At 74.4% G+C, this 24,776-nt stretch carries 16 protein-coding genes; 9 read left to right on the top strand and 7 right to left on the bottom strand.

From position 1 onward, the window contains the following. Positions 1 to 983 precede the first annotated feature (983 nt). From G1H19_RS15250 to G1H19_RS15235, 4 genes are all read left to right on the top strand, one after another. Positions 984 to 1,973, top strand: coding sequence for an aldo/keto reductase (locus tag G1H19_RS15250; RefSeq protein WP_152731908.1), 990 nt, complete (start codon positions 984 to 986; stop codon positions 1,971 to 1,973). A gap of 65 nt (positions 1,974 to 2,038) precedes the next feature. Further along, positions 2,039 to 2,404, top strand: a complete 366-nt coding sequence (locus G1H19_RS15245; RefSeq protein ID WP_162393604.1) for a hypothetical protein — start codon at positions 2,039 to 2,041, stop codon at positions 2,402 to 2,404. Then, positions 2,397 to 2,882, top strand: a complete 486-nt coding sequence (locus G1H19_RS15240; protein WP_235928422.1) for a hypothetical protein — start codon at positions 2,397 to 2,399, stop codon at positions 2,880 to 2,882. The genes G1H19_RS15245 and G1H19_RS15240 overlap by 8 nt, the downstream gene beginning before the upstream one ends. A 210-nt stretch (positions 2,883 to 3,092) precedes the next feature. After that, complete coding sequence (locus G1H19_RS15235) at positions 3,093 to 5,408, top strand: SpoIIE family protein phosphatase (protein WP_235928423.1); 2,316 nt, start codon at positions 3,093 to 3,095, stop codon at positions 5,406 to 5,408. 73 nt (positions 5,409 to 5,481) lie between these two features. On the opposite strand, the gene G1H19_RS15230 is transcribed toward G1H19_RS15235, so the two are convergent. From G1H19_RS15230 to G1H19_RS15210, 5 genes are all read right to left on the bottom strand, one after another. Then, complete coding sequence (locus tag G1H19_RS15230; protein ID WP_162393605.1) at positions 5,482 to 6,438, bottom strand: hydroxymethylglutaryl-CoA lyase; 957 nt, start codon at positions 6,436 to 6,438, stop codon at positions 5,482 to 5,484. Between the two features lie 66 nt (positions 6,439 to 6,504). Next, on the bottom strand, positions 6,505 to 8,742 hold the full coding sequence (locus G1H19_RS15225) for an MMPL family transporter (protein WP_152731907.1): 2,238 nt from the start codon (positions 8,740 to 8,742) through the stop codon (positions 6,505 to 6,507). Beyond that, a complete protein-coding gene (locus G1H19_RS15220; RefSeq protein WP_152731905.1) occupies positions 8,742 to 9,386 on the bottom strand; it encodes a TetR/AcrR family transcriptional regulator in 645 nt (214 codons plus the stop codon). Before G1H19_RS15220 ends, G1H19_RS15225 begins: the two co-directional genes overlap by 1 nt. A gap of 77 nt (positions 9,387 to 9,463) precedes the next feature. Beyond that, entirely contained in the window at positions 9,464 to 11,947 is a 2,484-nt protein-coding gene (locus G1H19_RS15215; protein ID WP_152731903.1) for a SpoIIE family protein phosphatase, read from the bottom strand. A 155-nt stretch (positions 11,948 to 12,102) separates the two neighbouring features. Then, on the bottom strand, positions 12,103 to 13,833 hold the full coding sequence (locus G1H19_RS15210) for a glycerol-3-phosphate dehydrogenase/oxidase (protein ID WP_152731901.1): 1,731 nt from the start codon (positions 13,831 to 13,833) through the stop codon (positions 12,103 to 12,105). 315 nt (positions 13,834 to 14,148) lie between these two features. Here G1H19_RS15210 and G1H19_RS24620 point away from each other — a divergent pair, with 315 nt between their 5' ends. From G1H19_RS24620 to glpK (G1H19_RS15190), 4 genes are all read left to right on the top strand, one after another. Continuing rightward, positions 14,149 to 14,883 carry an IclR family transcriptional regulator gene (locus G1H19_RS24620; RefSeq protein WP_162393606.1) on the top strand — a complete coding sequence of 245 codons (735 nt, stop codon included), beginning with the start codon at positions 14,149 to 14,151 and terminating at the stop codon, positions 14,881 to 14,883. Beyond that, positions 14,880 to 16,385 carry a glycerol kinase GlpK gene (gene glpK, locus G1H19_RS15200; protein WP_162393607.1) on the top strand — a complete coding sequence of 502 codons (1,506 nt, stop codon included), beginning with the start codon at positions 14,880 to 14,882 and terminating at the stop codon, positions 16,383 to 16,385. The genes G1H19_RS24620 and glpK (G1H19_RS15200) overlap by 4 nt, the downstream gene beginning before the upstream one ends. Positions 16,386 to 16,555: 170 nt before the next feature. Further along, positions 16,556 to 17,293 carry an MIP/aquaporin family protein gene (locus G1H19_RS15195; RefSeq protein ID WP_162393608.1) on the top strand — a complete coding sequence of 246 codons (738 nt, stop codon included), beginning with the start codon at positions 16,556 to 16,558 and terminating at the stop codon, positions 17,291 to 17,293. A 65-nt stretch (positions 17,294 to 17,358) separates the two neighbouring features. Next, positions 17,359 to 18,876 carry a glycerol kinase GlpK gene (gene glpK, locus G1H19_RS15190; protein ID WP_162393609.1) on the top strand — a complete coding sequence of 506 codons (1,518 nt, stop codon included), beginning with the start codon at positions 17,359 to 17,361 and terminating at the stop codon, positions 18,874 to 18,876. A gap of 146 nt (positions 18,877 to 19,022) precedes the next feature. Here the strand turns inward: glpK (G1H19_RS15190) and pgm are convergent, their stop codons facing one another. Together pgm and G1H19_RS15180 are read right to left on the bottom strand one after the other, a co-directional pair. Beyond that, on the bottom strand, positions 19,023 to 20,657 hold the full coding sequence (gene pgm, locus G1H19_RS15185; protein WP_152731897.1) for a phosphoglucomutase (alpha-D-glucose-1,6-bisphosphate-dependent): 1,635 nt from the start codon (positions 20,655 to 20,657) through the stop codon (positions 19,023 to 19,025). A 47-nt stretch (positions 20,658 to 20,704) separates the two neighbouring features. Then, entirely contained in the window at positions 20,705 to 21,241 is a 537-nt protein-coding gene (locus G1H19_RS15180; protein WP_152731895.1) for a hypothetical protein, read from the bottom strand. Between the two features lie 169 nt (positions 21,242 to 21,410). On the opposite strand from G1H19_RS15180, the gene G1H19_RS24615 reads away from it, so the two are divergent. After that, entirely contained in the window at positions 21,411 to 24,773 is a 3,363-nt protein-coding gene (locus tag G1H19_RS24615; RefSeq protein ID WP_162393610.1) for a DEAD/DEAH box helicase, read from the top strand. Positions 24,774 to 24,776: the final 3 nt, after the last annotated feature.

The raw sequence follows: 24,776 nt of genomic DNA, 5'->3' as shown, positions 1-24,776 counted from the left end.
GCGCGGATCGACACCGCCACCCCGAACCCGCCGCCGTCCTCCATGACCACGAACCTACGGAGGGGGTACGACAGAAACCGGCCCGATCACGCAGCTGATCAGGACTTTCTCAGGAATCTCCATCGACTGCGATCATCGTCGAGGCCGTCGGGGATCCGACCGCCGGACCTCCTCCCAGGGCACGAGACGCCGAGCCACCAGTGGGCGAGCACGCACCCGGCCATAGGGCGCCGGCGAGCACAGCTGTGTGAGACAGCGCATCCGTGCAGCCCCGCAGCGCCCGACGCCCACCCACACCAAGAGCGGCCTCCCACGTCCCGCACCCACGCTCCACCCACCTCCGCGGGCGGCCTCCCGCGTCTCGCGCTCCACCCACCCAGCGAGCCGCACTCCCGCGCCCCGCGCCCCGCGCCCCGCCCACCAGCGAGCCGCCCTCCCACGTCCCGAGGGCGACCCAACCCCGACCCGCGGTGACGACCCACGCCACGTCGTCCCGGGTCCTCTCACCACCGGTGAGCCTCCGTCGTCGAGCCCCCGGCCGGCTCGGGCACGACCGGCACCGCACATCCCGATGACGGCGACGCACCACCCGCCCGGTCGGCCCCACACCGACGACAGGCGACGTCGCGAGTCCGGCTGGACGGCGGCAGTGCCCAGGACACCGACACCCTGCCCATCCAGGGGTGACCGAGCACCACCGGACGTCCGCACCTCCCCCGCCCGACCGGCCGACACCGACCCGACGGTCGATCCCGCCCACCCTTGGGGACCCGGGGCGGCGCCTGGGCTCAGCGCCACCCCCGGGGTCGACCGAGGGGCAGCGCGGCTGCCACCGACCAGCGTCCGTCACAGCGGGAACGCCCCGCCACCACAGCGCTGCGGGAACGGGCTCCGCCCCGCGTGTCGGCCAGGCGTGTCCCGCTACCGACCGGTACCGGAGAGCGCCTTTCCACTTCCCCGGGGACAGCGCGCATCATGGGCCCATGGACACACGACAGCTGGGCACGCTGACCGTCTCCGCCCAGGGCCTCGGCTGCATGGGGATGAGCGAGTTCTACGGCACCGGCGACCAGGCCGAGGCGGAGCGCACGATCCACCGCGCCCTCGACCTGGGCGTCACCTTCCTCGACACCGCCGACATGTACGGCCCGTTCACCAACGAGCGCCTCCTGGGCGCCACCCTCGCCGGCCGCCGGGACGACGTCGTCCTGGCCACCAAGTTCGGCAACGAGCGCTCCCCGGACGGCGCCTTCCTCGGCATCAACGGCCGCCCCGAGTACGTGCACCGCGCCTGTGACGCCTCCCTGCAGCGCCTCGGCGTCGACGTCATCGACCTCTACTACCAGCACCGCGTCGACGCAGGAGTCCCGGTAGAGGACACCTGGGGCGCCCTCCGCGAGCTCGTCGAGGCGGGCAAGATCCGTCACGCCGGCATCTCGGAGGCCTCGGCGGCCACCATCCGGCGCGCGCACGCCGTCCAGCCGGTCACCGCGGTGCAGAGCGAGTACTCGCTGTTCAGCCGCGACCCCGAGCAGGACGACGTGTTCAGCACCTGCACCGAACTCGGCATCGGCTTCGTCGCCTACTCCCCGATCGGCCGCGGGCTGCTCTCCGGCCGGCTCAGCGTGGACGACCTCGAGCCCACCGACTTCCGCCGGCACACCCCGCGCTTCCAGGGCGAGGCGCTGACCCACAACATGCAGCTGGTCGACCGGGTGCGCGCGCTCGCCGACGCCCGCGGCGTCACCGCCGCCCAGCTCGCCCTGGCCTGGGTCATGGCCCGCAGCGGGCGCGACGGCCTGCCGTCGGTCGTGCCCATCCCGGGCACCAAGCGGGTGCGCTACCTGGAGGAGAACGCCGCTGCCGCCGACGTCCGGCTCACCGACGACGACCTGACCGCCCTGGACGCCGCCGCCCCGGCCGGCGCCACCGCGGGCGACCGCTACCCGGACATGTCGAGCATCGGCCGCTGACCACGGCGGACGGTGCGGGAGGATGGGCGCGTGCCAGCCCCCGCCTCCCGCACCGGAGCCGCCCGGTGAGCACCACGCTCGTGGCCGTGGTCACCGTGCTGGCGCTCGTCGTCGCCGCCCTGGGCATCACCTCGACGCTGCTGCGCCGCCGCACCGGGCTGGTCCACCTGGTCGCCGCGGGCCTGCTCGAGGCCGCACTCGTCGTCCAGGCCGTGCTCGCCGTCGTCCAGCTCGTCGGTGGCACCCGGCCACCGGAGACCTCCACGTTCGTGGCCTACCTGCTCAGCGTGCTGCTGATCCCGGTCGCCGGGGCGCTGTGGTCGCGCACCGAGCCCACCCGCTGGGCCGGCACCGTGCTCGCCGTCGCCGGCCTGGTGGTGGCGGTCATGATCTGGCGCTGCCTGCAGCTCTGGGAGGCCACCGGTGCCTGACCGCGGTGACCCCGGACCCGGGGACGGCGCCCTCGGCCGCCCGGCGGAACCCACCGACGCCCAGGACACCTCCGGCGGGCCGGGCCGCGTCCTGGTGGCCCTGTACGCCGTCTTCGCGCTGGCCGCCGGTGCCCGCGCGGCGGTGCAGATCGCGCTGGACTTCGCCGAGGCGCCGCTGGCCTACGTGCTGTCCGCGGTGGCGTCGGTGGTCTACCTGGTGGCCGCGATCGGCTTCGCCCGCGGCGGCCGGGCCGGACGCCGGGCGGCGGTGGTCGCCTGCAGCGTCGAACTGGTCGGTGTGCTGACGGTCGGCGTGCTCTCGCTGGCCGACCCGGCCGCGTTCCCGGACGCCACCGTGTGGTCCGGCTTCGGGCAGGGGTACGGCTTCATCCCGCTGGCGCTGCCCGTGCTGGGGCTGCTGTGGCTGCGCCACCGGTCCGCGACCCTCGACGAGGGCCAGGGACCGGCGCCGGGCTGAGCAGGCCGCCCGCGGCCGCCGGACGGCCCGGTGCGGCCCGCGCCGGGGCCCGCGACGGCCCGCCCACCCCCGGCGCTGCACGCGCATGCCCCGGACGGGGGAACCTGCACGACGACGGGCAGGAACACCCCCAGGGTCGGTGGTGCACGACGGAATGCATCGCCTAGGGTCGGCTGCGTGCCGGCCGATCACGACCGACCGCAGGACGACGTGCCGCCATCGATCCCGGCGGAGGCCGCGGCCGTGGTCTCCGCTGCCTCCGAGGCGGCCCTCGGCGTCGACAGCGGCCCCCAGCGGGCCGCCCAGGCCGGCGTGGTCGGCGCAGCCGCCGCCGTCGTCCAGGAGCACGAGGCCGACTCCGGACCGTCCTCGGTCATCGCCGCGCTGCCCGGGGTGCTGTCCGACGTGCCCGTCGCCGTGCTGGTGATCGACCAGGCGGCGGGCACGGTCACCTACGCCAACGGCGCGGCGATCGAGATGGCCGGCACCGTCCAGCTGCCGATCGGCGTCGACGAGTGGGGCAGCGCGGCCGGGCTCACCGACCTCAACGCCGCCCCGCTGGCCAGCAGCAGCAGCCCGCTGTCCCTGGTGGCCCAGGGGCAGCCGGTCGCCGGCGAGGCGGTGCGGATGGCCGTGCGGCCCGCCGTGCCCAGCGACGGCAGCCCGGCCGGCGAGGACCTGGACGAGCAGCTGCTCTGGGTCACCGGCTTCCCGCTGTCCCAGGCGGGCGGCGGCCCCGCCCTGTCCCTGGTGGTGTTCCTCCAGGTCGACACCGGCCCGTCGATCGACCCGCGGGCACGGATGCAGGCGCTGCGCGAGCGCGCGGTGATCGCCACCGACATCACCTTCACCATCACCGACCCGAACCAGGACGACGAGCCGCTGGTGTGGGTGAACCCCTCCTTCACGCGGATGAGCGGCTACACCTACGAGGAGTCGGTGGGGCGCAACTGCCGCTTCCTGCAGGGCCCGGCCACCGACCGGGGCACGGTCGCGGCGATCCGGGCGGCGCTGGAGGCTCAGGAGCCGATCACCACCACGCTGATCAACTACCGCAAGGACGGCACCGCCTTCTGGAACCAGGTGTCCATCTCGCCGGTCTTCGACGGTCAGGGCGATCTGGTCAGCTTCGTCGGCGTGCAGACCGACGTCACCGAGCGGGTGCGGGTCGAGCACGAGCGCGAGCAGGCCTTCGCCGCGGAGCAGGTGGCCCGGCGGGAGGCCGAGGTCGCCCGAGCCGTCGCCGAGCAGTCGCAGGCCGACGCCGAGCGGGCGCAGAGCCGGCTGGCGCTCATGGCCGAGGCCAGCAGGACGCTGACCGCGACGCTGGACATGGACGAGCTCCTCGAACGGCTGGCCGGGCTGTGCGTGCCGCTGCTGGCCGACTGGGTGTTCCTCACCCTGACCGACCCGTCGGGCACCGTCGAGGCCACCGCCCACCTGCACCGCGAAGGGATGACCGAGGACCTGGAGCTGTTCGCCCGGGTGCACGCCATGCACCTGACCGACAGCTCGCCCAGCCGGCAGAGCCTGCGCACCTCCCGGCCGGTGGTGATCGAGCGGCTCACCCCGGAGCGGCTGGTGGACGCGGTGCCGCACCCCGACGCCCGGGCCGCCTTCGAGCGGCTCGGCGGGACCTCGGTGATGACCGTGCCGATGATCGCCCGCCGGCGCACCCTCGGCGCGATCGCGCTGGTCAACACCGCCCCCGGCGCCGCCTTCACCGCCGACGACGTGGAGCTGGCCGAGGACCTCGCCGGCCGCGCGGGGCTGGCCATGGACAACGTGCGGCTCTACCAGCAGGAGCACGCCGTCGCCGAGACGCTGCAGCGTTCCCTGCTGCCCCAGCTGCCGGTCATCCCGCGTGTCTCCTCCGCTGCCCACTACGTCGCGGCCTCGACCACGGCCGAGGTCGGTGGCGACTTCTACGACCTGCTGCACCTGCCCGACGGGTCCGTCGGCCTCTCGGTGGGCGACGTGGTGGGTCACGACGTCGCGGCCGCGGCCTCCATGGGGCACCTGCGCGGGCTGCTCCGCGCCTGCGTCTGGGACCCGCAGGACCCCACACCGGGGGTGGTGCTCGACCGGGTGGACCGGCTGTTCCAGGGCCTGCGGATCGCCGCACTGGCCACCATGGTCTACGGGCGGGCCGTACCGCCGGCCGCCGAGGGCCGGCCGTGGCTGCTGGACCTGGCCACCGCCGGGCACCCGCCGGTGCTGCTGCGCGCGGTGGACGGCAGCGTCCGGCTGCTCGACGAGCTGTCCGGTCTGCTGATCGGCGTGGACGAGCGGGGCGGGCGCGCCACGCTGCGCCTGGAGGTGCCGCCGGGCAGCACGCTCGTCGCCTACACCGACGGCGTCATCGAGCAGCCCGGGACGGACATCGACCAGGGCATCGCCGCCCTGGTCGCGCGGCTCGCCGCCGCACCGGTCGACGCCGGCCCGGCCGAGCTCTGCCGGCACGTCGCACCGCCGGTCCACGACGGCCGGGACGACATCGCGGTGCTCGTCGTCCGGTTCGACTGAGGAAGGACCCCCTCGCCCCCCACCCCTCGCAGGCTCGCGGCGGGCCCCTACGAGGGGGCCTGACCCTCACACCCTACGAGGGGGCCGAGGCGGGGGTCGGGGTGACGGCGCCGCGGGGAACCGGCCGCCCGCCGGCCCGGAACAGCGAGCTGGGCAGCTCGTGCCCGACGGCCCGCTCGGTGACCCGCGCGGCGGTCATCAGCGCGTCCAGGTCCAACCCGGTGCGCACCCCGGACTCCTCCAGCAGGTAGACCAGCTCCTCGGTGGCGATGTTGCCGGTCGCCCCCGGCGCGAACGGGCACCCGCCCAAGCCCCCCACCGAGGAGTCGACCTGGGTGATGCCGCTCTGCAGCGCGGTGAGCACGTTGGCCAGCCCGGAGCCCCGCGTGTCGTGGAAGTGCACCCCCAGCGGCACACCGGGGCAGGCCCGCCGGACGGCGTCCAGCAGCTGCAGCACGCGCAGCGGCGTCGTGGTGCCGATGGTGTCGCCCAGGCACAGCGCGTCGGCGCCGGCGGTGACCGCGGCCCGGGCGACGTCCACGGTGCGGGTGATCGGCGTGCGGCCCTCGAACGGGCAGTCCCAGGCGGTCGCCACGACGACCTCGAGCGACCCGCCCGCGCCGTGCGCGAGACCGGCCACCTCACCGACCGCCCCGAGGGCGCCGGCGGTGGGCCGGCCGGCGTTGGCGACGCTGTGCGAGTCCGACGCCGACACCACGTACTCCAGGTCGGCGACACCGGCGTCCACGGCGCGCACCGCGCCGCGGGCGTTGGCCACCAGCGCCGACCAGTGCACGCCGGGCCAGCGGCCCAGCTGGGCCGCCAGCGCGTCGGCGTCGGCCAGCGCGGGCACCGCCCTCGGCGAGACGAACGAGGTGACCTCGATCCGCCCGACGCCGGTGGCGACCAGCGCGTCCAGCATCTCCAGCTTCTGCGCCAGGGGCACCGGCGCCTCCAGCTGGAGGCCGTCGCGCATGCCCACCTCGCGGACGTCGACCGCGGAGGGCAGCACCAGGTCGAACTCGTTCACACCGATCTCCTCCGACGTCGACGGGCGGACGGCCCATCGTCCCCCACCCGTGCCCCCGCCGGCAGGTCAGCCGGCGGGCTGCGGCTCCCGGACGGGGGGCGCCGGGCGCTCCAGCCGCGCACCCTCGACGTCCAGGTCGGGAAGCACCCGGTCCAGCCCGCGGGGAAGCCACCACGCCGAGCGGCTCAGCAGGGCCAGCACCGCCGGCACCAGCGTCATCCGGACGACGAAGGCGTCGACCAGCACGCCGACTGCCAGACCGAACGCGATCGCCTTGATGGTGACGTCCTCGATGGTCACGAAGCTGGCGAACACCGAGAGCATGATCAGCGCCGCCGCGACCACCACCCGGGAGGCGTGCCGCATGCCGCCGACCACGGCGTCGCGCGGGGCGGCGCCGTGCACGTACTCCTCGCGCATCCGGGACACCAGGAACACCTCGTAGTCCATGGCGAGCCCGAACAGCACGGCCATCAGCAGGATCGGCATGAAGCTGATCACCGGGCCGGTGGCCGGCACCCCGAACAGGTCGGCCAGCCAGCCCCACTGGAACACCGCGACGACCGCGCCGAAGGAGGCACCGACCGACAGCAGGAAGCCCAGCGCGGCCTTCACCGGGACCAGCACCGACCGGAACACCAGCATGAGCAGCACCACCGCCAGCCCGACGACGATCAGGGCGAACGGCAACAGCGCACCCTGCAGCCGGTCGGACACGTCGATGGCGATGGCGGTCTGCCCGGTCACCGCGACCTCGGCGCCCGTCTGCTGCTCCAGCTGCGGCGCCAGCGACCGCAGGTCGGCGACCAGGTCGGTGGTGGCCTGCTCCTGCGGGCCGCTCTCCGGCACGACCTGCACGATCGCCGTCGTCCCGTCGGGCAGCACCTGGGGCGTGGCGACGACGACGTCGTCCAGGCCGCCGTCGAACTCACCGGGCCGATCGGTCGGCACCCCGCCGACGGCGACCGCGGCGGCGTTGGCCGCGTCCTGCGCACCGGCCGGGTCGAGCCCGTCGAGCAGCAGGAGCAGCGGGCCGTTGAGCCCGGGGCCGAAGTACTCGCTGACCGCGTCGTAGGCCTGCCGCTGCGGGCTGTCCTCGGCGGCGGTGCTCGCATCGGGCAGCGCCAGCCGCAGCTGCAGGGCCGGGACGGCCATCACCAGCAACCCGATCACGGTGACCAGCACGGTGACCAGCGGCCGGCGGGTCACCAGCGCACCCCAGCGGGCACCCCCGAACCGGGCCGGCCGGCCGTCCTCGGCGGCCAGCGCCTGCTCGCGGCGACCGGCCCGCGAGCCCGGCTCCGGCGTGAGCCGGGCACCGGCGAAGCCGAGCAGCGCCGGGAGCAGCGTCAGGGCCACGAGCACCGCGACCAGCACGGTGCCGGCGGCGCCGAGGCCCATCACGGTCAGGAACGGGATGCCGACGACGGACAGCCCGGACAGCGCGATGATCACGGTGAGGCCGGCGAAGACCACCGCCGAGCCCGCGGTGCCGGCGGCCCGGGCGACGGACTCCGCCGGGTCGAGGCCCGCGGCCAGCTGCGAGCGGTGCCGGGACAGGATGAACAGCGAGTAGTCGATGCCGACCGCCAGGCCGATCATCAGCGCCAGGGTCGGCGCGCTGGAGGACAGCGTCAGCACGTTGGAGGACAGCAGCAGCCCGCCCAGCCCGACCAGGACGCCGACGAGGGCGATCAGCAGGTTCATCCCGGCGGCCAGCAGCGAGCCCAGCGTGACCGCGAGGACCACCACGGCGACCAGCACCCCGACCAGCTCGGTGGGCCCGACGGCCACGCCGGTGGTGCTGAAGGCCTGGCCCCCCACCTCGACCTGCAGCCCGGCGTCGCGCGCCGCGGCGGTGGCCGCCGTCAGCTCGTCGTAGGCGTCGGCGGCCAGCGCCTCGCCCTCGACGTCGTACTGCACGGTGACCAGCGCCGCGCGGCCGTCCCGGCTGAGTGCCTGCGTGGCGAACGGGTCCGTCACGGCCCCGACGTCGGTCACCTGCCCGGCCGCCGCGACCACCTGCCCGATCGCCTGGACGTACTGCGGAGCGGTGACCGTCTGCCCGTCGGGCGCGGCGAACAGCACGCTGGCGCTGGCCCCCGCCGCCGCGGGCGAGGCCTCGCGGAGCTGATCCAGCGCCGTCTGCGACTCCGACCCGGGGATGGTGAAGGCGTCGTCGGACTGGCTGCCGACGGTGAGGAGCAGGGCGACCACGAGACCCACGACGGCCACCCAGACGGCCGACACGAGGCGACGACGGTGGTAGGCGGCACGGCCGAGCCGGTAGAGCAGGGTGGACATCAGGACTCCGGGGAAGGGGTGGACGGGCGGGTGCTGGTGGCGCCGCGCAGCAGGAGCAGCAGTGACTCGCGCTCCAGCCGGCCCGCGGCGGGCCCACCGGTGAGCTGGTGCAGGCTGACGCCCTCGTGCAGGGCCGAGATGGCGCGGGCCAGGTCGGCGGCCGGCACGGTGAGGGCGATGCCGGCGGTGCCGGCCAGCCGCTCGATGGCCTCCACCAGCAGGTTGCAGGTGCGCTCGCGCGTCTCGGCGAGCAGGGCGGCCGCGGCGGGGTGCCGGGCCGCGTGCAGGGTGAACTCCGCCAGCACCAGGGTCCAGGCGCGGTCCTGGCGGAACAGCTCCAGGCAGCGGTCCACGGCGGCCGCGACCGGGTCGGGCTCGGCGCTCACGTCACCGAGCAGGTCGTCGGCGCGGCCGAGGTCCCGGCGGCACTCCCGGGTGACGAGCGCGGCGAACAGCTCGTCCTTGCTGGCGAAGTTGGAGTAGAAGGCGCCGCGGGTGAAGCCGCCGCGCCCGCAGACGTCCTCGATGGTCGCCGCGGCGAAGCCCACGTCGGCGAAGGTCTCCAGGGCAGCGTCCAGCAGCAGCTCGGCGGTGACCGCACGCCGGCGTGGCGGGCGGCGCCGGGGCGTCGATGTCGTGCTCACGATGCGGCACCGTATCCGATGCACCGGTGTACTGGATGCACGAGTGCATCACATCGGGTCGCCCGTGCCCGCGCTCGTCACCCGTCCCGTTGTGGGTGCAGCCGCACAGCCACCAGGGCGACGTCGTCGTCCGGGCGGCCCTGCAGCAGGTGGTCGAGCAGCTGGTCGCACAGCTGGTCCAGCGGCAGGTGCGCCAGCCGGGTGAGCTCGTCGGTGAGCACCGCGAGGCCGTGGTCCAGGTCGGCGTCCCGGCGCTCGACGAGGCCGTCGGTGTAGAGCACGACGGTCGACCCGCGCGCCAGGACGACGCTGTGCTCGGTGCGCCGGGTGTCGGGGTCGACTCCGAGCAGCAGCTCCCCGGTCAGCCCACCGAGCAGGCGCAACGTGCCGTCGGGCTCGATGACCACCGGCGGCGGGTGGCCGGCGTTCGACCACACCAGCCGGGTGACCCCGCGGGCCACCTCCTCGTCGGTCTGCTCGAAGCGGGCCACCGCCACCGTCGCCAGGGCGGGCACGTCGAGCACCTGCACGGCCCGGTCCAGCCCGCGCAGCACCTCCGCCGGGCCCGCGTCGCTGTAGACGGCGACCCCGCGCAGCAGGCTGCGCAGCTGGCCCATCGCCGCGGCGGCCTGGGTGTCGTGCCCGGCGACGTCCCCGATCACGAGCATCATCGAGCCGCCCGGCTGCAGGAACGCGTCGTACCAGTCACCGCCCACCTGGGCCTGCTCGGCGGCCGGCTCGTAGCGCACGACGACCTCCAGGTCGTCGGGCTCCGGCGGCTCGGTCAGCAGGCTGCGCTGCAGCCCCTCGGCGAGCAGCCGCTGGCGGCCGAAGACCTGCGCCTGGTCCAGTGCCAGACCGGTCCGGTCGGCGACGTCCTGGGCGGTCTGCCGCTCCTCGTCGGTGGGCAGCCGGCCCGGCGCGTACAGCAGGGACAGCAGCCCGGTGTCCGAGCTGTGCCCGCGCATCGGCAGGGCCAGCACGTGGCCGACGTCTACCTCGGCGAGCAGCCGCCCCGCCGCGGGCGGCAGGTCGGGCGTCCACGCGCCGACCGCACGGTCCACCACCCCCACCCCGGCGCCGGGCGACGAGGGCCGTGCGTGCACGCGGGCCCGCCCGTAGCGCTCCAGCGCGGCCCGGTGCCCCGGGTCGGCGTGCCACGTGCCGACGTCCCGCACCCGGCCGGAGCTGTCGACGACGGTGACCACGCAGCCGTCGGCCAGCGCCGGCACCACCAGCCGGGCCAGCCGGCCGATGACCGCCGCGCCGTCCACCGTGCCGCTCAGCTCGGCGCCGACCTGGGCCAGCAGCTCCAGCCGCTGGGCCTGCCGGGCGGCCAGCTCCTGGGTGCGCCGGCGCTCGGTGACGTCGCGGAGGACGAAGGACAGGCCCTCGGGGGTGGACCAGGCCCGCACCTCGAGCCAGACGTCCAGCGGCGCGGGGTGGTACGCCTCCAGGGTCTGCGGCTCGCCGGTCTCCATCGCCCGGCGGAAGCCGGCCTCGAACGGCGTGCCGACCCCGGCGGGGAACAGCTCGCCGAGGGCCCCGCCGAGCAGCTCTGCGCGGGGCCGGCCCAGCACCCGCTCGGCCTCGGCGTTGAGGTACGTGAAGCGCCACCGGCGGTCCACCGAGACCATCGCCGAGGGCATCGCCTCCAGCACCCGGCCGACCAGTGCCTCCCGGTCGCGCTGGTCGGTGCTGTCCTGGGCGGCGCCCAGCAGGCGGACCGGCACGCCGGCGGCGTCGTAGAGCGGCTTGCCGCGGGCCCGCACCCAGCGGGTCACCCCGGTGGGCAGCACCACCCGGTACTCCATCTCGAGGTCCTCGCCCCCGGCGATCGAGCGGGCGATGGCCGCGCTGACCCGGGGCAGGTCGGCCGGGTGAACGCGGTCGTTGAAGCCCTCGATGCTGCGGTCGAAGGTGGCCGCGTCGTAACCGAACAGCTCGATCAGCCGGTCGTCCCAGGCCAGCACGCCGCTCTGCAGGTCCCAGTCGAAGCTGCCGATCTCCGCAGCCTCGATGGCCAGGCCCCAGCGCAGCCGGGTGCGCTCGTACTCCACGGCCAGCTCGGCGTGCTGCAGCTCCACGACCGCCGCCTGGCCGAGCAACCGCAGCGTCTCCCGGTCGTCGTCGGTCCACGGGCGGGGCTCGGGGTCGAAGACGCAGAAGGTGCCCACCACCAGGTCGTCGTCGACGACCAGCGGGGTGCCCAGGAACGAACCGATCAGACCCTCGGCCACCAGGCTGACACCGGCGGTACGGGCGTCGGCCCGGGCGTCGGGCACCACGATCTCCCCGTCCAGGGCCAGCCGGCAGATCGAGTCGTCCAGGGGCCGGTGGCCCGCCGGGGTGGTCAGCGAGCGGCCGGCGATCGCCTCGGCGTCGGTGAGCAGGCAGACGTGTGCCGCCCGGACGCGCATCAGCCGGGCGGCGAGCTCGGACAGCGCGTCCAGGGTGGGGCTGGTCTCCTCGGCCGGCTCCAGCCGGCGCGCGACGGCGAGCCGGTCCCGGTCCTGCGCGGGGGTGGAGGGGGACGGCGGGGCAGGAGGGGACTCGGTCACGTCACCCTTCCGCACGTGGTGCACGGCGGGTCACCATGCCCGTGTGCACGGTCACCCTCCGCCGATCCAAGTCCAGCCGGCACGGAAGTGCAAGCCGCCGACGAGCGACCCCCGCCCCGGGTGCGGGGCGGGGGTCGGCGGGGGACCGCGGCGGGTCAGACCAGCGCGCGCCCGACCGCCACCGCGCGGGTGTCCGGCGCGGCGACCCGCACCGCGTCGGCGGCCCGGTCGTCGGCCTCGGTCTGCGACCGGCGCTCGGCCTCCACCCGGGCGGCGTAGCTGGCCACCTCGTTGGCGATCCGCTCGGCGTCCCAGCCCAGGACGCCGGCCACGGCGCGGGCGACCGGCTCGGCGCTGTCCACGCCGCGGTGCGCGGTCTCGATGGAGATGCGGGTGCGCCGGGCGAGCAGGTCGTCCAGGTGCAGGGCGGCCTCGTGCTCCGCCGCCCACACCATCTCCACCATCAGGTACTCCTCGGCACCGGGCACCGGCTCCAGCAGCGAGCGGTCCTCGGCGGCCAGGGCCAGCACGTCCGGCGCCAGGGAGCCGAAGCGGTTGAGCAGGTGCTCGGCCTGGAAGCGCTGGATGCCCCAGCGCTCGGCCAGCGTGTCCAGCTGGTTGACCATCGCGTGGTAGCCCTCGGCGCCGACCAGCGGGATGTTCTCGGTGACGCTCGGCGGCACCTGGCGGGTCACGTCCTCGGCGACGGCGTCGACGGCGTCGGCGGCCATCGGGCGGTAGGTCGTGTACTTGCCGCCGGCCACCGAGATGACGCCGGGCGTCGGCCGCGCGACGGCGTGCTCGCGGGACAGCGTGCTGGTGTCCTCGCTCTCCCCGGACAGCAGCGGGCGCAGGCCGGCGTACACGCCGGTGATGTCGTCGTGCGTCAGCGGGACGGCGAGCACCTCGTTGACGTGGGTGAGGATGTAGTCGATGTCCTCCCGGCTGGCCGCCGGGTGGGCCTTGTCCAGGTCCCAGTCGGTGTCGGTGGTGCCGACGATCCAGTGGCTGCCCCACGGGATCACGAACAGCACCGACTTCTCGGTCTTGAGGATCAGGCCGGTCTCGCCGTTGATCCGGTCCCGCGGGACGACGATGTGCACGCCCTTGCTGGCCCGCACGTGGAAGCGGCCGCGGCCACCCACGAGGGTCTGCAGGTCGTCGGTCCAGACGCCGGTCGCGTTGACCACGACCTCGCTCTGCACGTCGACCTCGCGGCCGGTCTCCACGTCGCGCACCCGGGCGCCGACGACGCGGTCGCCGTTGCGCAGGAAGAAGACGACCTCCGCGGAGTTCAGCACGGTGGCGCCGTAGTGGGCGGCGGTGCGGGCGAGGGTGAGGGTGTGCCGGGCGTCGTCGGCCTGGGCGTCCCAGTACCGCACGGCACCGACCAGCGCGTCGGACCGCAGCGCCGGGAACAGCCGGCGGGCCCCGGTGCGGGTGAGGTGCTTCTGCGCGGGCATCGGCTCGGACAGCGCGCCGAAGCGGGCGAGGCCGTCGTACAGCGCCAGGCCGGCGGTGACGTAGGGCCGCTCCCACCCGCGGTGGGTCAGCGGGTACAGGAAGGACACCGGCTTGACCAGGTGCGGGGCGATCCGGTTGACCGACAGGTCGCGCTCGTGCAGCGCCTCGCGCACCAGGCCGAAGTTCAGCTGCTCCAGGTAGCGCAGGCCGCCGTGGAACAGCTTGGACGAGCGGGACGACGTCCCGCTGGCGAAGTCCCGGGCCTCGACCATGGCGGTGCGCAGACCGCGGGTGGCGGCGTCGAGCGCAACGCCGGCGCCGGTGACGCCACCACCGATCACCAGGACCTCGAACTGGCCGCGGACGAGCTCCTCCCACGCCTGTGCGCGCTGGGCGGGACCGAGCGGGGGTACTGCAGTCATGTCTGGGCTCCTCGGTGCGCGGTCGCCGTCGACCGACGCGGGGTGGAGGTGCTCCTGGGCCGGCGCACCTCGTCGTGGCTGCCGCCGCCCGTGGTACCGGCGGCTCGGGTACAACGGTAGGTCGGTGCCGCTGACCGAGTCGAACAGCGCCGTTCGACACTGTCGTACGGCCAGGTCACGGCGCGACCCCCGCCCGCCAGCGTGGATCAGCTGAGCTGATCACCGTCCGGCCGAGCTCACCAACACTGGTGAACCCGGACGGACGCTGCTGAACTCCGCCGTTCCACGGGCCGGTCGATGCCCTAGCGTGACGACGTGCCGGGCACCGTGCAGTCCATCGAGCGGGCCGCCGCGATCCTGCAGGTGGTCGCCGGCTCCGGCGGCACGCTCGGCGTCACCGAGATCGCCGGCGCGGTGGGGCTGGCGAAGACGACCACGCACAGCCTGCTGCGCACGCTGCTGGCCGTCGGGTTCGTCGACCAGGACCGCTCGACCGGGCGCTACAGCCTGGGGGCCGGCCTGCTGCGGCTGGGCGCCGGGCACCTGGACGTCAACGAGCTGCGCGCCCGCGCCTCCAACTGGGCCGACGCGCTCGCCTCCCGCAGCGGCCAGGCGGTGCGGCTGGCCACGCTGGCCGGCGACCACGTCGACGTGGTGCACCACGTCTTCCGGCCCGACGACTCCGTGCAGGTGCTCGACGTCGGCACCCGGCTGCCCGCGGCCACGACGGCGCTGGGCAAGGTGCTGCTGGCGTCGGCCGCGGGCCGGCACGGCGGCGGCACCGGGGTCGGCGACGTCGCGGTCGACCGGGTGGAGCTCGCCGAGGTGCGGGCCCGCGGCTGGGCGACCGGCCGGGTGGGCCCGGACCTCGGCGTCAGCGGGCTCGCGGCGCCCGTGCGCGGGTCGACCGGCCTGGTGGTGGCCGCGCTGGGCATCAGCGGCCCGACGTCGGTGGTGCTGGACGGGCGCGGGGCGCCGCGGCCGGCGCTGCTGACGATGGTGCTGGACGCGGCGCAGGCCGTCTCGCGCGAGTTGGGGCACAGCGGGTGACCGACCGGTACGTGCTCGCCGTCGACCAGGGCACCACCTCGACCCGCTCCATCGTGTTCGACCGGTCGGGGCGGATGGTCGCCGTCCGGCAGCGGGAGCACCGCCAGCACTTCCCTCGCCCGGGCTGGGTCGAGCACGACCCGATGGAGATCTGGGCGAACACGCAGCGGACGGCGGCCCAGGTGCTGCGCGACGTCGCCGCCGCCGACGGCGACGTGGTCGCCCTGGGCATCGCCAACCAGCGCGAGACGACGGTGGTGTGGGACCGCGCCACCGGCCGGCCGGTCGGCCGGGCCCTGGTCTGGCAGGACACCCGGACCGCCGAACTGGTCACCGAGCTGTCCGCCCGGCCGGACGCGGCGATCGTGGCCGAGCGCGCCGGCATGGACATCGCCGGCTACTTCGCCGGGCCCCGGCTGCGCTGGATCCTGGACCACGTGCCGCGGGCGCGGGAGCGTGCCGAGGCCGGTGAGCTGCTGTTCGGCACGATGGAGACCTGGCTGATCTGGAACCTCACCGGCGGCCCGGAGGGCGGCGTGCACGTCACCGACGTGACCAACGCCAGCCGCACCCTGCTGATGGACGTGCGCACCTGCCGCTGGGACGCCGACCTGCTGGCGTTCTTCGACGTCCCGGCCGTGATGCTGCCGGAGATCCGGCCGTCGGTCGGGGTCCTGGGCACGGCCACGGCGCTGTCACCGGCGATCCCGATCGCCGGTGCCCTCGGCGACCAGCAGGCCGCGCTCTTCGGCCAGGTCTGCTTCGCCCCGGGGGACGCCAAGTGCACCTACGGCACCGGCAGCTTCCTGCTGCAGAACACCGGCACCGAACTGGTGCGCTCCCGGTCGGGCTCGATCAGCACGGTGGCCTACCAGCTGGCCGGCGAGCCGGTGCGGTACGCGCTGGAGGGGTCGGTCGCCGTCGCCGGGGCGCTGGTGCAGTGGCTGCGGGACGGCCTGGGCCTGATCGCGACCGCACCCGAGGTCGAGACGCTGGCGCGCACGGTGCGGGACAACGGCGGCTGCTACGTCGTCCCGGCGTTCTCCGGGCTGCTGGCCCCGCACTGGCGCGGTGAGGCGCGCGGGCTGGTGGCCGGGCTGACCGGCTACGTGACCAAGGGCCACCTGGCCCGGGCGGCGCTGGAGGCGACCGGCTGGCAGACCCGCGACGTGGTGCAGGCGATGGAGGCGGACTCCGGGCTGTCGCTGGCCGCGCTGCGGGTGGACGGCGGCATGACCACGAACAACCTGCTCATGCAGTTCGTCGCCGACGTGCTGGACACCCCGGTGGTGCGACCGATGGTGGGGGAGACGGTCTCGCTCGGCGCCGCGTACGCCGCGGGGCTGGCCGTCGGCGTCTGGTCCGACGTGGAGGCGCTCAAGCGCAACTGGCACCGCTCCGCGCAGTGGACGCCGGTGCCGGCCCGGGCGCGGGCGCTGAGCGCGGAGTACCCCCGCTGGGAGCGGGCGGTGCAGTTGAGCATCGCCTGGGGAGCTCCCTGACCTGTTCGGGAGCAGTACGACCATGTCGCACAGGTGAGGGTTGTGACGCTCCGGTACGGCCCCTACGGTCCTGCGACGAAAGGGCACGGCGGTGACGGGGACCACATCCGCGCCGCCGTGCCGGTCACCGGTCCGCAACGCTGCGGGCCAACGCAGAGGAGCACCTACTCGTGGACACCGTCGGTCTCGGGACCGTCTTCGGCAGTGAAGTACTCGGCACCGCCATCCTGATCCTGCTGGGCGTCGGCGTCGTCGCCAACGTCTCGCTGCCCAAGAGCTTCGGCAACGGCGGCGGCTGGATCGTCATCATCTTCGGCTGGGGCCTGGCCGTCTTCGCCGGCGTCTACGCCGCCGCGAGCTCGGGCGCCCACCTGAACCCCGCCGTCACGATCGGCCTGCTGGTGAGCGGCGCCGACCAGTACGCGCCCGGCGTCGACGTGTCGGTGGCCAGCACGCTGGTCTACCTGGCCGCGGAGCTGATCGGCGCGATCCTGGGCGCCGTGCTGGCCTGGGCCGCCTACCGCGCGCACTACGACGACCCGGAGGCGGCCGGCACCCAGCTGGGCACCTTCTCCACCGGCCCGGCCATCAAGAGCACCGCGGACAACCTGGTCACCGAGGCGATCGGCACCTTCGTGCTGATCTACATCATCCTGCGCTTCGGTGACACCCCGACCGAGATCGGCCCGCTCGCGGTGGCCCTGCTCGTCGTGGGCATCGGCGCCTCGCTCGGTGGCCCCACCGGCTACGCCATCAACCCGGCCCGCGACCTGGGCCCGCGCATCGCGCACGCCATCCTGCCCATCAAGGGCAAGGGCGACAGCAACTGGGGCTACGCCTGGGTGCCGGTCGTCGGCCCGCTCATCGGCGCGGTGCTCGCCGGTGGGCTGTCGCACGTCTCCTTCTGACCCGACCCGCACCTCCCGCCATAATGGCCATTATGGCGATCACTCAGCGTTGAGAGGTAACAACTGTGAGCCAGTACGTAGCCGCGATCGACCAGGGCACCACCAGCACCCGGTGCATGATCTTCGACCACGACGGCGCCGTCGTCAGCGTCGGCCAGAAGGAGCACGAGCAGATCTTCCCGCGGGCCGGGTGGGTCGAGCACGACGCGCTGGAGATCTGGGGCAACACCCGTGAGGTGGTCGGGCAGGCCCTGGCCCGGGCCAACATCGCCACCTCCGACATCGTCGCCGTCGGCATCACCAACCAGCGCGAGACCGCCGTCGTCTGGGACAGGAACACCGGTCAGCCGGTGTACAACGCCATCGTCTGGCAGGACACCCGCACCGCGGCCATCGTCGAGCAGCTCGGTGCCCTCGGTGGCGGCGCCGACCGGTACAAGGACAAGGTCGGCCTGCCGCTGGCCACCTACTTCGCCGGCCCGAAGGTGCGCTGGATCCTGGACAACGTCGAGGGCGCCCGGGAGAAGGCCGAGGCCGGTGACCTGGTCATGGGCACCATCGACTCCTGGCTGATCTGGAACATGACCGGTGGCGCCGACGGCGGCCTGCACATCACCGACGTCTCCAACGCCTCGCGCACGATGCTGATGGACTACCGCTCGCTGCAGTGGGACGAGGAGATCGCCGCGGAGATGCAGATCCCGCTGTCGATGCTCCCGGCGATCAAGTCCAACTCGGAGGTCTACGGGAAGGGCCGCAAGGCCGGTTTCCTGGCCGACGTGCCGATCGCCGGCTCGCTCGGTGACCAGCAGGCCGCCACCTTCGGCCAGGTCTGCTTCACGAAGGGCATGGCCAAGAACACCTACGGCACCGGCAACTTCATGCTGCTGAACACCGGCGAGGAGGCCGTGCCCTCGCAGAACGGCCTGCTGACGACGCTGTGCTACCAGCTCGGCGACGCCAAGCCGGTCTACGCCCTCGAGGGCTCGATCGCCGTCACCGGCTCGCTGGTGCAGTGGGTGCGGGACAACCTGGGCATGATCAAGAGCGCCCCGGAGATCGAGGACCTGGCCCGCAGCGTCGAGGACAACGGTGGCTCGTACTTCGTGCCGGCGTTCTCCGGTCTGTTCGCCCCGCACTGGCGTTCCGACGCCCGCGGCGCCGTCGTCGGGCTGACCCGGTTCGTCAACAAGGGGCACCTGGCCCGCGCCGTGCTGGAGGCCACCGCCTACCAGACCCGCGAGGTGCTGGACGCCATGAACGCCGACTCCGGGGTCGACCTGACCGAGCTGCGGGTCGACGGCGGCATGGTCGGCAACGAGCTGCTCATGCAGTTCCAGGCCGACATCCTCGACGTCCCGGTGATCCGGCCGGAGATCGCCGAGACGACAGCGCTGGGCGCGGCCTACGCGGCCGGGCTCGCCGTCGGCTTCTGGTCCTCGCTCGACGAGCTCACCGCCAAGTGGGCCGAGGACAAGCGCTGGGACCCGTCCATGGACGGCGCCGAGCGCGAGCGGCTGTACCGCAACTGGCAGAAGGCCGTCACCAAGTCCCTGGACTGGGTGGACGACGACGTGTCCTGACTGCCGGCACCGCCCAGCGGTGATCAGCTGAGCTGATCACCGTCCGGCCGAGCTCACCAACGCTGGTGAGCTCGGCCGGACATTCGTGCACCCAGCTGATCACCGCTGCGACGACGGGCAGCGCTGCGACGACGGCAGGGCCCGGCTCAGCCGCCCAGGGCGGCCCCGACGACGGCGCGGGCCTCCTCCTGCACCTGCGCGAGGTGGTCGTCACCCCGGAAGCTCTCGGCGTAGATCTTGTAGACGTCCTCGGTGCCCGACGGGCGGGCGGCGAACCAGGCCGACTCGGTGGTGACCTTGAGCCCGCCGATCGGGGCGTCGTTGCCCGGGGCCCGGGTGAGCTTCGCGGTGATCGGCTCGCCGGCCAGCTCGGTGGCCTGCACGGCGTCGGGAGAGAGCTTGCCGAGCTTGCTCTTCTCCTCCCGGGTGGCCGCGGCGTCCACCCGCGCGTAGGACGACGCCCCGAACCGCTCCACCAGCGACGCGTGGTGCTCCGAGGGGGACCGGCCCGTCACCGCCTGGATCTCGGCCGCCAGCAGGGCCAGCAGGATGCCGTCCTTGTCCGTCGTCCAGACGCTGCCGTCGCGGCGCAGGAAGGACGCCCCCGCGGACTCCTCACCGCCGAAGCCGACCGACCCGTCGATGAGCCCGGGCACGAACCACTTGAAGCCGACCGGCACCTCCAGCAGCGTGCGGCCGAGGTCGGCCACCACCCGGTCGATCAGCGACGAGGACACCAGCGTCTTGCCGACGGCGGTGCCGGGCGCCCAGCCGGGCCGGTTGCTGAACAGGTAGCCGATCGCCACGGCGAGGAAGTGGTTGGGGTTCATCAGCCCGCCGTCGGGGGTGACGATGCCGTGCCGGTCGGCGTCGGCGTCGTTGCCGGTGGCGATCTGGAACTCGTCCTTGCGGCCGATGAGCGAGGCCATCGCCGACGGCGAGGAGCAGTCCATCCGGATCTTGCCGTCCCAGTCCAGCGTCATGAACCGCCAGGTGGCGTCCACCAGCGGGTTCACCACGGTCAGGTCGATGCCGTGCCGGTCGGCGATCTCGCCCCACCAGCCGACCGACGCACCGCCCAGCGGGTCGGCGCCGATCCGCACCCCGGCGTCCTTCACCGCGGCCAGGTCCAGCACGTCCGGCAGGTCGTCGACGTAGTCGCCGAGGAAGTCGTGCGGCTGCGCGGCGGCCCGGGCGCGGGCGAACGGGACGCGCTGCACGCCGGCGAGCCCCGCGCGGAGCAGCTCGTTGGCCCGGGCGGCGATCCAGCCGGTGGCGTCGGAGTCGGCCGGCCCGCCGTGCGGCGGGTTGTACTTGAAGCCGCCGTCCCGCGGCGGGTTGTGCGACGGGGTGACGACGATGCCGTCGGCCAGCCCGGAGCTCTTGCCCCGGTTGGCGCGGAGGATGGCGTGGCTGACGCCGGGGGTGGGCGTGTAGCCGTCGGCCCGGTCGACCAGCACGGTGACGTCGTTGGCGGCCAGCACCTCCAGCGCGCTGACCCAGGCCGGCTCGGACAGCGCGTGGGTGTCCCGGCCGACGAACAGCGGGCCGTCGGTGCCCTGCCCGCGGCGGTACTCGACGATGGCCTGCGTGGTGGCGAGGATGTGCGCCTCGTTGAAGGCGGCGTCCAAGGAGGACCCGCGGTGCCCCGACGTGCCGAACGCGACCTGCTGCTCGGGCACCGAGGGGTCGGGCTCGGTCGCGTAGTAGGCGGTGACCAGGTGCGCGACGTCGACGAGGTCGCTGGGCTGGGCGGGCTGTCCGGCGCGGTCGCTGCTCATGGCTGCGATCCTGGCCTGGCCGGGCGCCCGCCCGCGACCCGGGCGGCTCAGCCGATCAGCGCGGCGGCCCACCCGTGGACCGCGACGCCCGCGCAGAGCAGGGCCACCACGGTCCCGGCCGTGCCGAACGTGGGCACCCGCCAGTCCCCGGCCGGCAGCAACTGGTCGGGTGCCGGGCCGAAGAGGTCGTCCATCAGCCGGGCGTTCGCCCACAGGAACAGCACACCGACGCCGACCGTCGAGGCCAGGGGCACGGCCACCGCCTGCCAGGACGGACCCACGTCGAACGGCTGGAGGACGAGCAGCGCAGCGGTGAACAGCACGGCCGCGACCAGGGCCGTGGTCGCGGTGGCGCGCAGCCGGGTCGGCGGGTTCGGGCAACACAGGGCGACGACGGTGAGCACCAGACCCAGCACCGGCCCGGTGACCAGCCCCACCAGGAACCCGATCCCGGCCCCGAACAGGGTGCCGAGCACCGGGACGATCGCCGTGCCCAGCACCGCGCCTGCGAACAGGCCGCCCAGTACGCCGTAGGCGGTGCCGGACAGCGCGCCCCGGGTGAGCAGGCGGGGGACGCTGGTCATGGCCGCGCCAGGCTACGGCGGCACCGGTCCCTGGACCAGCACGTGCCCCCGTCTCAGCCTGGACCCGTCTCCGCCGCCTCCGGGCTCAGGTCCGGGTGCCGGACGGCCGGCGGCGCCGTGCCCGCGTGGGCTGGCCGGGGTCGTCGGCACCGCCGATTAGCCTGGTCCCGTGCTCACCGAGTGGCGGGACCAGCTCAGTGACTCGGCCATCCGGCGGGCTGTCGGCTACGACGCGCTGCGCCGCGGTCAGGCCTACGCCGAGCAGGGCCGGGTGTCCCAGCTGGAGGCCCAGCACGGCGGCCGCCGGCTGACCGCCACGGTGCAGGGCGCCTCGCCTCGGCCGTACCGCACCACGGTCACCGCCGGGGGCAGTGGCTGGTCCGGGGCCTGCTCCTGCCCGATCCGGGTCGACTGCAAGCACGTCGCCGCGGTGCTGGTCGCCGTCCGGGCGTCCCTGGAGGCCCCGGCGGACGCACCGCCCGCGGGCCCCCCGCTGGCCCCGTGGGAGCGCTCGCTGGGTGAGCTGGTGCAGGCCGTCGAGACGCGCACCGACCGGGCCGGCAGCCCGGTGGCGCTGCAGTTCGAGCTGATGCCGCTGGAGCCCGGTCGCGGGCGCGGGTCGGTCGGGGCGCCGGGCACCCAGCAGCGGCTGATCAAGATCCGCCCGGTGGTCACCGGGCGCAACGGCGGCTGGATCCGCACCGGCATCTCCTGGCGGCAGCTGCAGTACGACACCACCGAGGGCGGGTGGAAGGAGACCCACGTGGGCGCGCTGCGCGCGCTGTACGCCGCCCACCAGAGCTCGCGCAACCAGCACTACTCCTATGCCAACTCCGACGTCTACCTGCACGAGTTCGGCCCGGTGGTGTGGCGGATGCTCGCCCAGGCCGTCGCCGACGGCGTGCCGCTGGTCACCGCGGGCAAGCCGGGCGGGCGGGTGCTGCTCACCGAGGGCACCGCCGAGGTCGCCGTCGACGTCCGCCGGGCCCCGGCCGGGGAGCGCACGTCGCTGGAGCCGGTGGTGCGCCTGGACGGCCGGGCGCTGGTCGGCGGGTCGATCAGCTTCCTCGGGGTGCCGCCGCACGGCATCGCCGTCGAGGGGGACGACTACGCGCGCGCCGGCCGGGCCGAGGGCCTGGACGCCCCCGCCGGGGAGGAGCCGGGGCTGGTGCTCGCCCGGCTGTCCCGCCCGGTGCCGCCGGCGCTGGCCGGGATGGTGGCCCGCGGCGGCACCATCCCGATCCCCGCCGAGGACGTCGACCGGTTCCTCACCCAGTGGTACCCCGGCCTGCGCCAGGTGGTGCCGGTGCTGTCCGGCGACGGGTCGGTGGAGCTGCCCGAGATCGCCCCGCCGGTGCTGGTGCTCGACGTCCGGTACGCCGGGGACACCACCGCGATGCTGTCCTGGTCGGTCCGCTACGGACAGGGCGGGGTCCGGGGGCAGGGCGGTGGACAGGGCGCCAGCCGGGAGTTCCCGCTGCTCGACCCCGGCCAGGACGCCCCGGTCGGCTCCGGCCGGGACCTGGCCGCCGAGCGCGAGCTGATGGCCGGGCTGCCGGCGTCGGCGGTGGCCCTGGGCGAGCTGTGGCTGGACCCACCCGGTCAGCTGGCCACCCGGGTGCAGCTGCGCGGCATGGAGGCGGTCGAGTTCACCACCACGGTGCTGCCCGACCTGCAGGCCGCGCAGCAGGTGGTCGTCGAGGTCACCGGCACCCCGCCGGACTACCGGCAGACCACGTCGGCGCCGCAGATCAGCTTCGCGGCCACCGACAGCCCGGACTCCGACTGGTTCGACCTCGGTGTCACGGTGACCATGGACGGCCAGCACGTGCCGTTCAGCACGCTGTTCCACGCGCTGGTGCGCGGCAAGACGCACCTGGTGCTGATCAGCGGCACGTACTTCAGCCTGCTGCGGCCGGAGTTCCAGAAGCTGCGGGCGCTGATCGACGAGGCCCGCGAGCTGCAGGACGTGCCCGGGGACGGCGTCCAGCTCAGCCGTTTCCAGGCCGGGCTGTGGGAGGAGCTGCTGGCCCTCGGCGTCGTCGACGAGCAGAGCGAGCGGTGGGTGCGCGAGGTGCGCGGCCTGCTCGACGCCGACGCGGGCACCGGCGAGGGCCCGGAGCTGCCCGCCGGCCTGGTCGCCGACCTGCGGCCCTACCAGCGCGAGGGCTACGCCTGGCTGTCCTTCCTGTGGGACCACGCGCTGGGTGGGGTGCTGGCCGACGACATGGGCCTGGGCAAGACGCTGCAGACCCTGGCGCTGCTGTGCCGGGCGCACGAGGCCGGGCAGCTGGGCGACCCGGTGCTGGTGGTGGCGCCCACGAGCGTGGTGTCCAACTGGGCGCGCGAGGCCGCCCGCTTCGCCCCCGGGCTGCGGGTGGTCACGGTGGAGGAGACCGAGCGGCGCAGCGGGGCGAGCCTGCGCCGGCAGGTGGCGGGGGCGCACGTCGTCCTCACGTCGTACGCGCTGTTCCGGATCGACGCCGACAGCTACGGCGACGTGCGGTGGAGCGGGCTGGTGCTGGACGAGGCGCAGTTCGTGAAGAACCACCAGGCCCGCACCTACCAGTGCGCGCGGCGGCTGTCGGCGCCGTTCAAGCTGGCGATCACCGGTACGCCGCTGGAGAACAGCCTGATGGACCTGTGGTCGCTGCTGTCGATCGTGGCGCCGGGCCTGTTCCCCGACCCGAAGGCGTTCACCGACTCCTACCGGACGCCGATCGAGCGGGACGGCGACGCCGAGCGGCTGGCGACGCTGCGCCGGCGGATCCGGCCGCTGATGCGCCGGCGCACCAAGGAGATGGTGGCCGCGGAGCTGCCCCCCAAGCAGGAGCAGGTGCTGGAGGTGGCGCTCAACCCGGAGCACGAGAAGCTCTACCAGACGCACCTGCAGCGCGAGCGCACCAAGGTGCTCGGCCTGGTCGACGACATGCAGAAGAACCGGTTCACGATCTTCCGCTCGCTCACCCTGCTGCGGCAGCTCAGCCTGGACCCCGCGCTGGTCGACGAGGAGTACGCGCACGTGCGCTCCAGCAAGGCCGACGCGTTCCTGGAGCACCTGACCGAGGTCGTCGCCGAGGGGCACCGGGCGCTGGTGTTCAGCCAGTTCACCGGGTTCCTGAGCACGATCCGCCGCCGGCTGGAGGAGGAGGGCCTGCCCTACGTGTACCTCGACGGCCGCACCCGGGACCGCGGGGAGCGGATCGAGGAGTTCCGCACCGGCACCGCGCCGGTGTTCCTGATCAGCCTCAAGGCGGGCGGGTTCGGGCTGAACCTCACCGAGGCCGACTACGTGTTCGTGCTGGACCCGTGGTGGAACCCGGCCGCCGAGGCACAGGCGGTCGACCGTGCGCACCGGATCGGGCAGGACAAGACGGTGATGGTCTACCGGCTGGTGGCCACCGGCACCATCGAGGAGAAGGTCATGGCCCTCAAGGCCCGCAAGCAGGACCTCTTCACCCGGGTCATGGACGACGACGCCCTGATGTCCGGCCCGCTCACCGCCGACGACGTGCGCGGCCTCTTCGACTGACCG

Source organism: Goekera deserti (genome assembly GCF_010685995.1).
GTDB lineage: Bacteria > Actinomycetota > Actinomycetes > Mycobacteriales > Geodermatophilaceae > Goekera > Goekera deserti.
The sequence above is the reverse complement of the archived record's forward strand: the minus strand, read 5'-3'. Positions and strand labels throughout refer to the sequence as shown.

What these genes read in the sequence shown, in the direction of transcription:
- G1H19_RS15180 (WP_152731895.1), bottom strand. Translation starts at nt 21,241, where the DNA reads ATGACCAGCGTCCCCCGCCTGCTCACCCGGGGCGCGCTGTCCGGCACC.
- G1H19_RS15250 (WP_152731908.1), top strand. Translation starts at nt 984, where the DNA reads ATGGACACACGACAGCTGGGCACGCTGACCGTCTCCGCCCAGGGCCTC.
- pgm (WP_152731897.1), bottom strand. Translation starts at nt 20,657, where the DNA reads ATGAGCAGCGACCGCGCCGGACAGCCCGCCCAGCCCAGCGACCTCGTC.
- G1H19_RS15210 (WP_152731901.1), bottom strand. Translation starts at nt 13,833, where the DNA reads ATGACTGCAGTACCCCCGCTCGGTCCCGCCCAGCGCGCACAGGCGTGG.
- G1H19_RS15225 (WP_152731907.1), bottom strand. Translation starts at nt 8,742, where the DNA reads ATGTCCACCCTGCTCTACCGGCTCGGCCGTGCCGCCTACCACCGTCGT.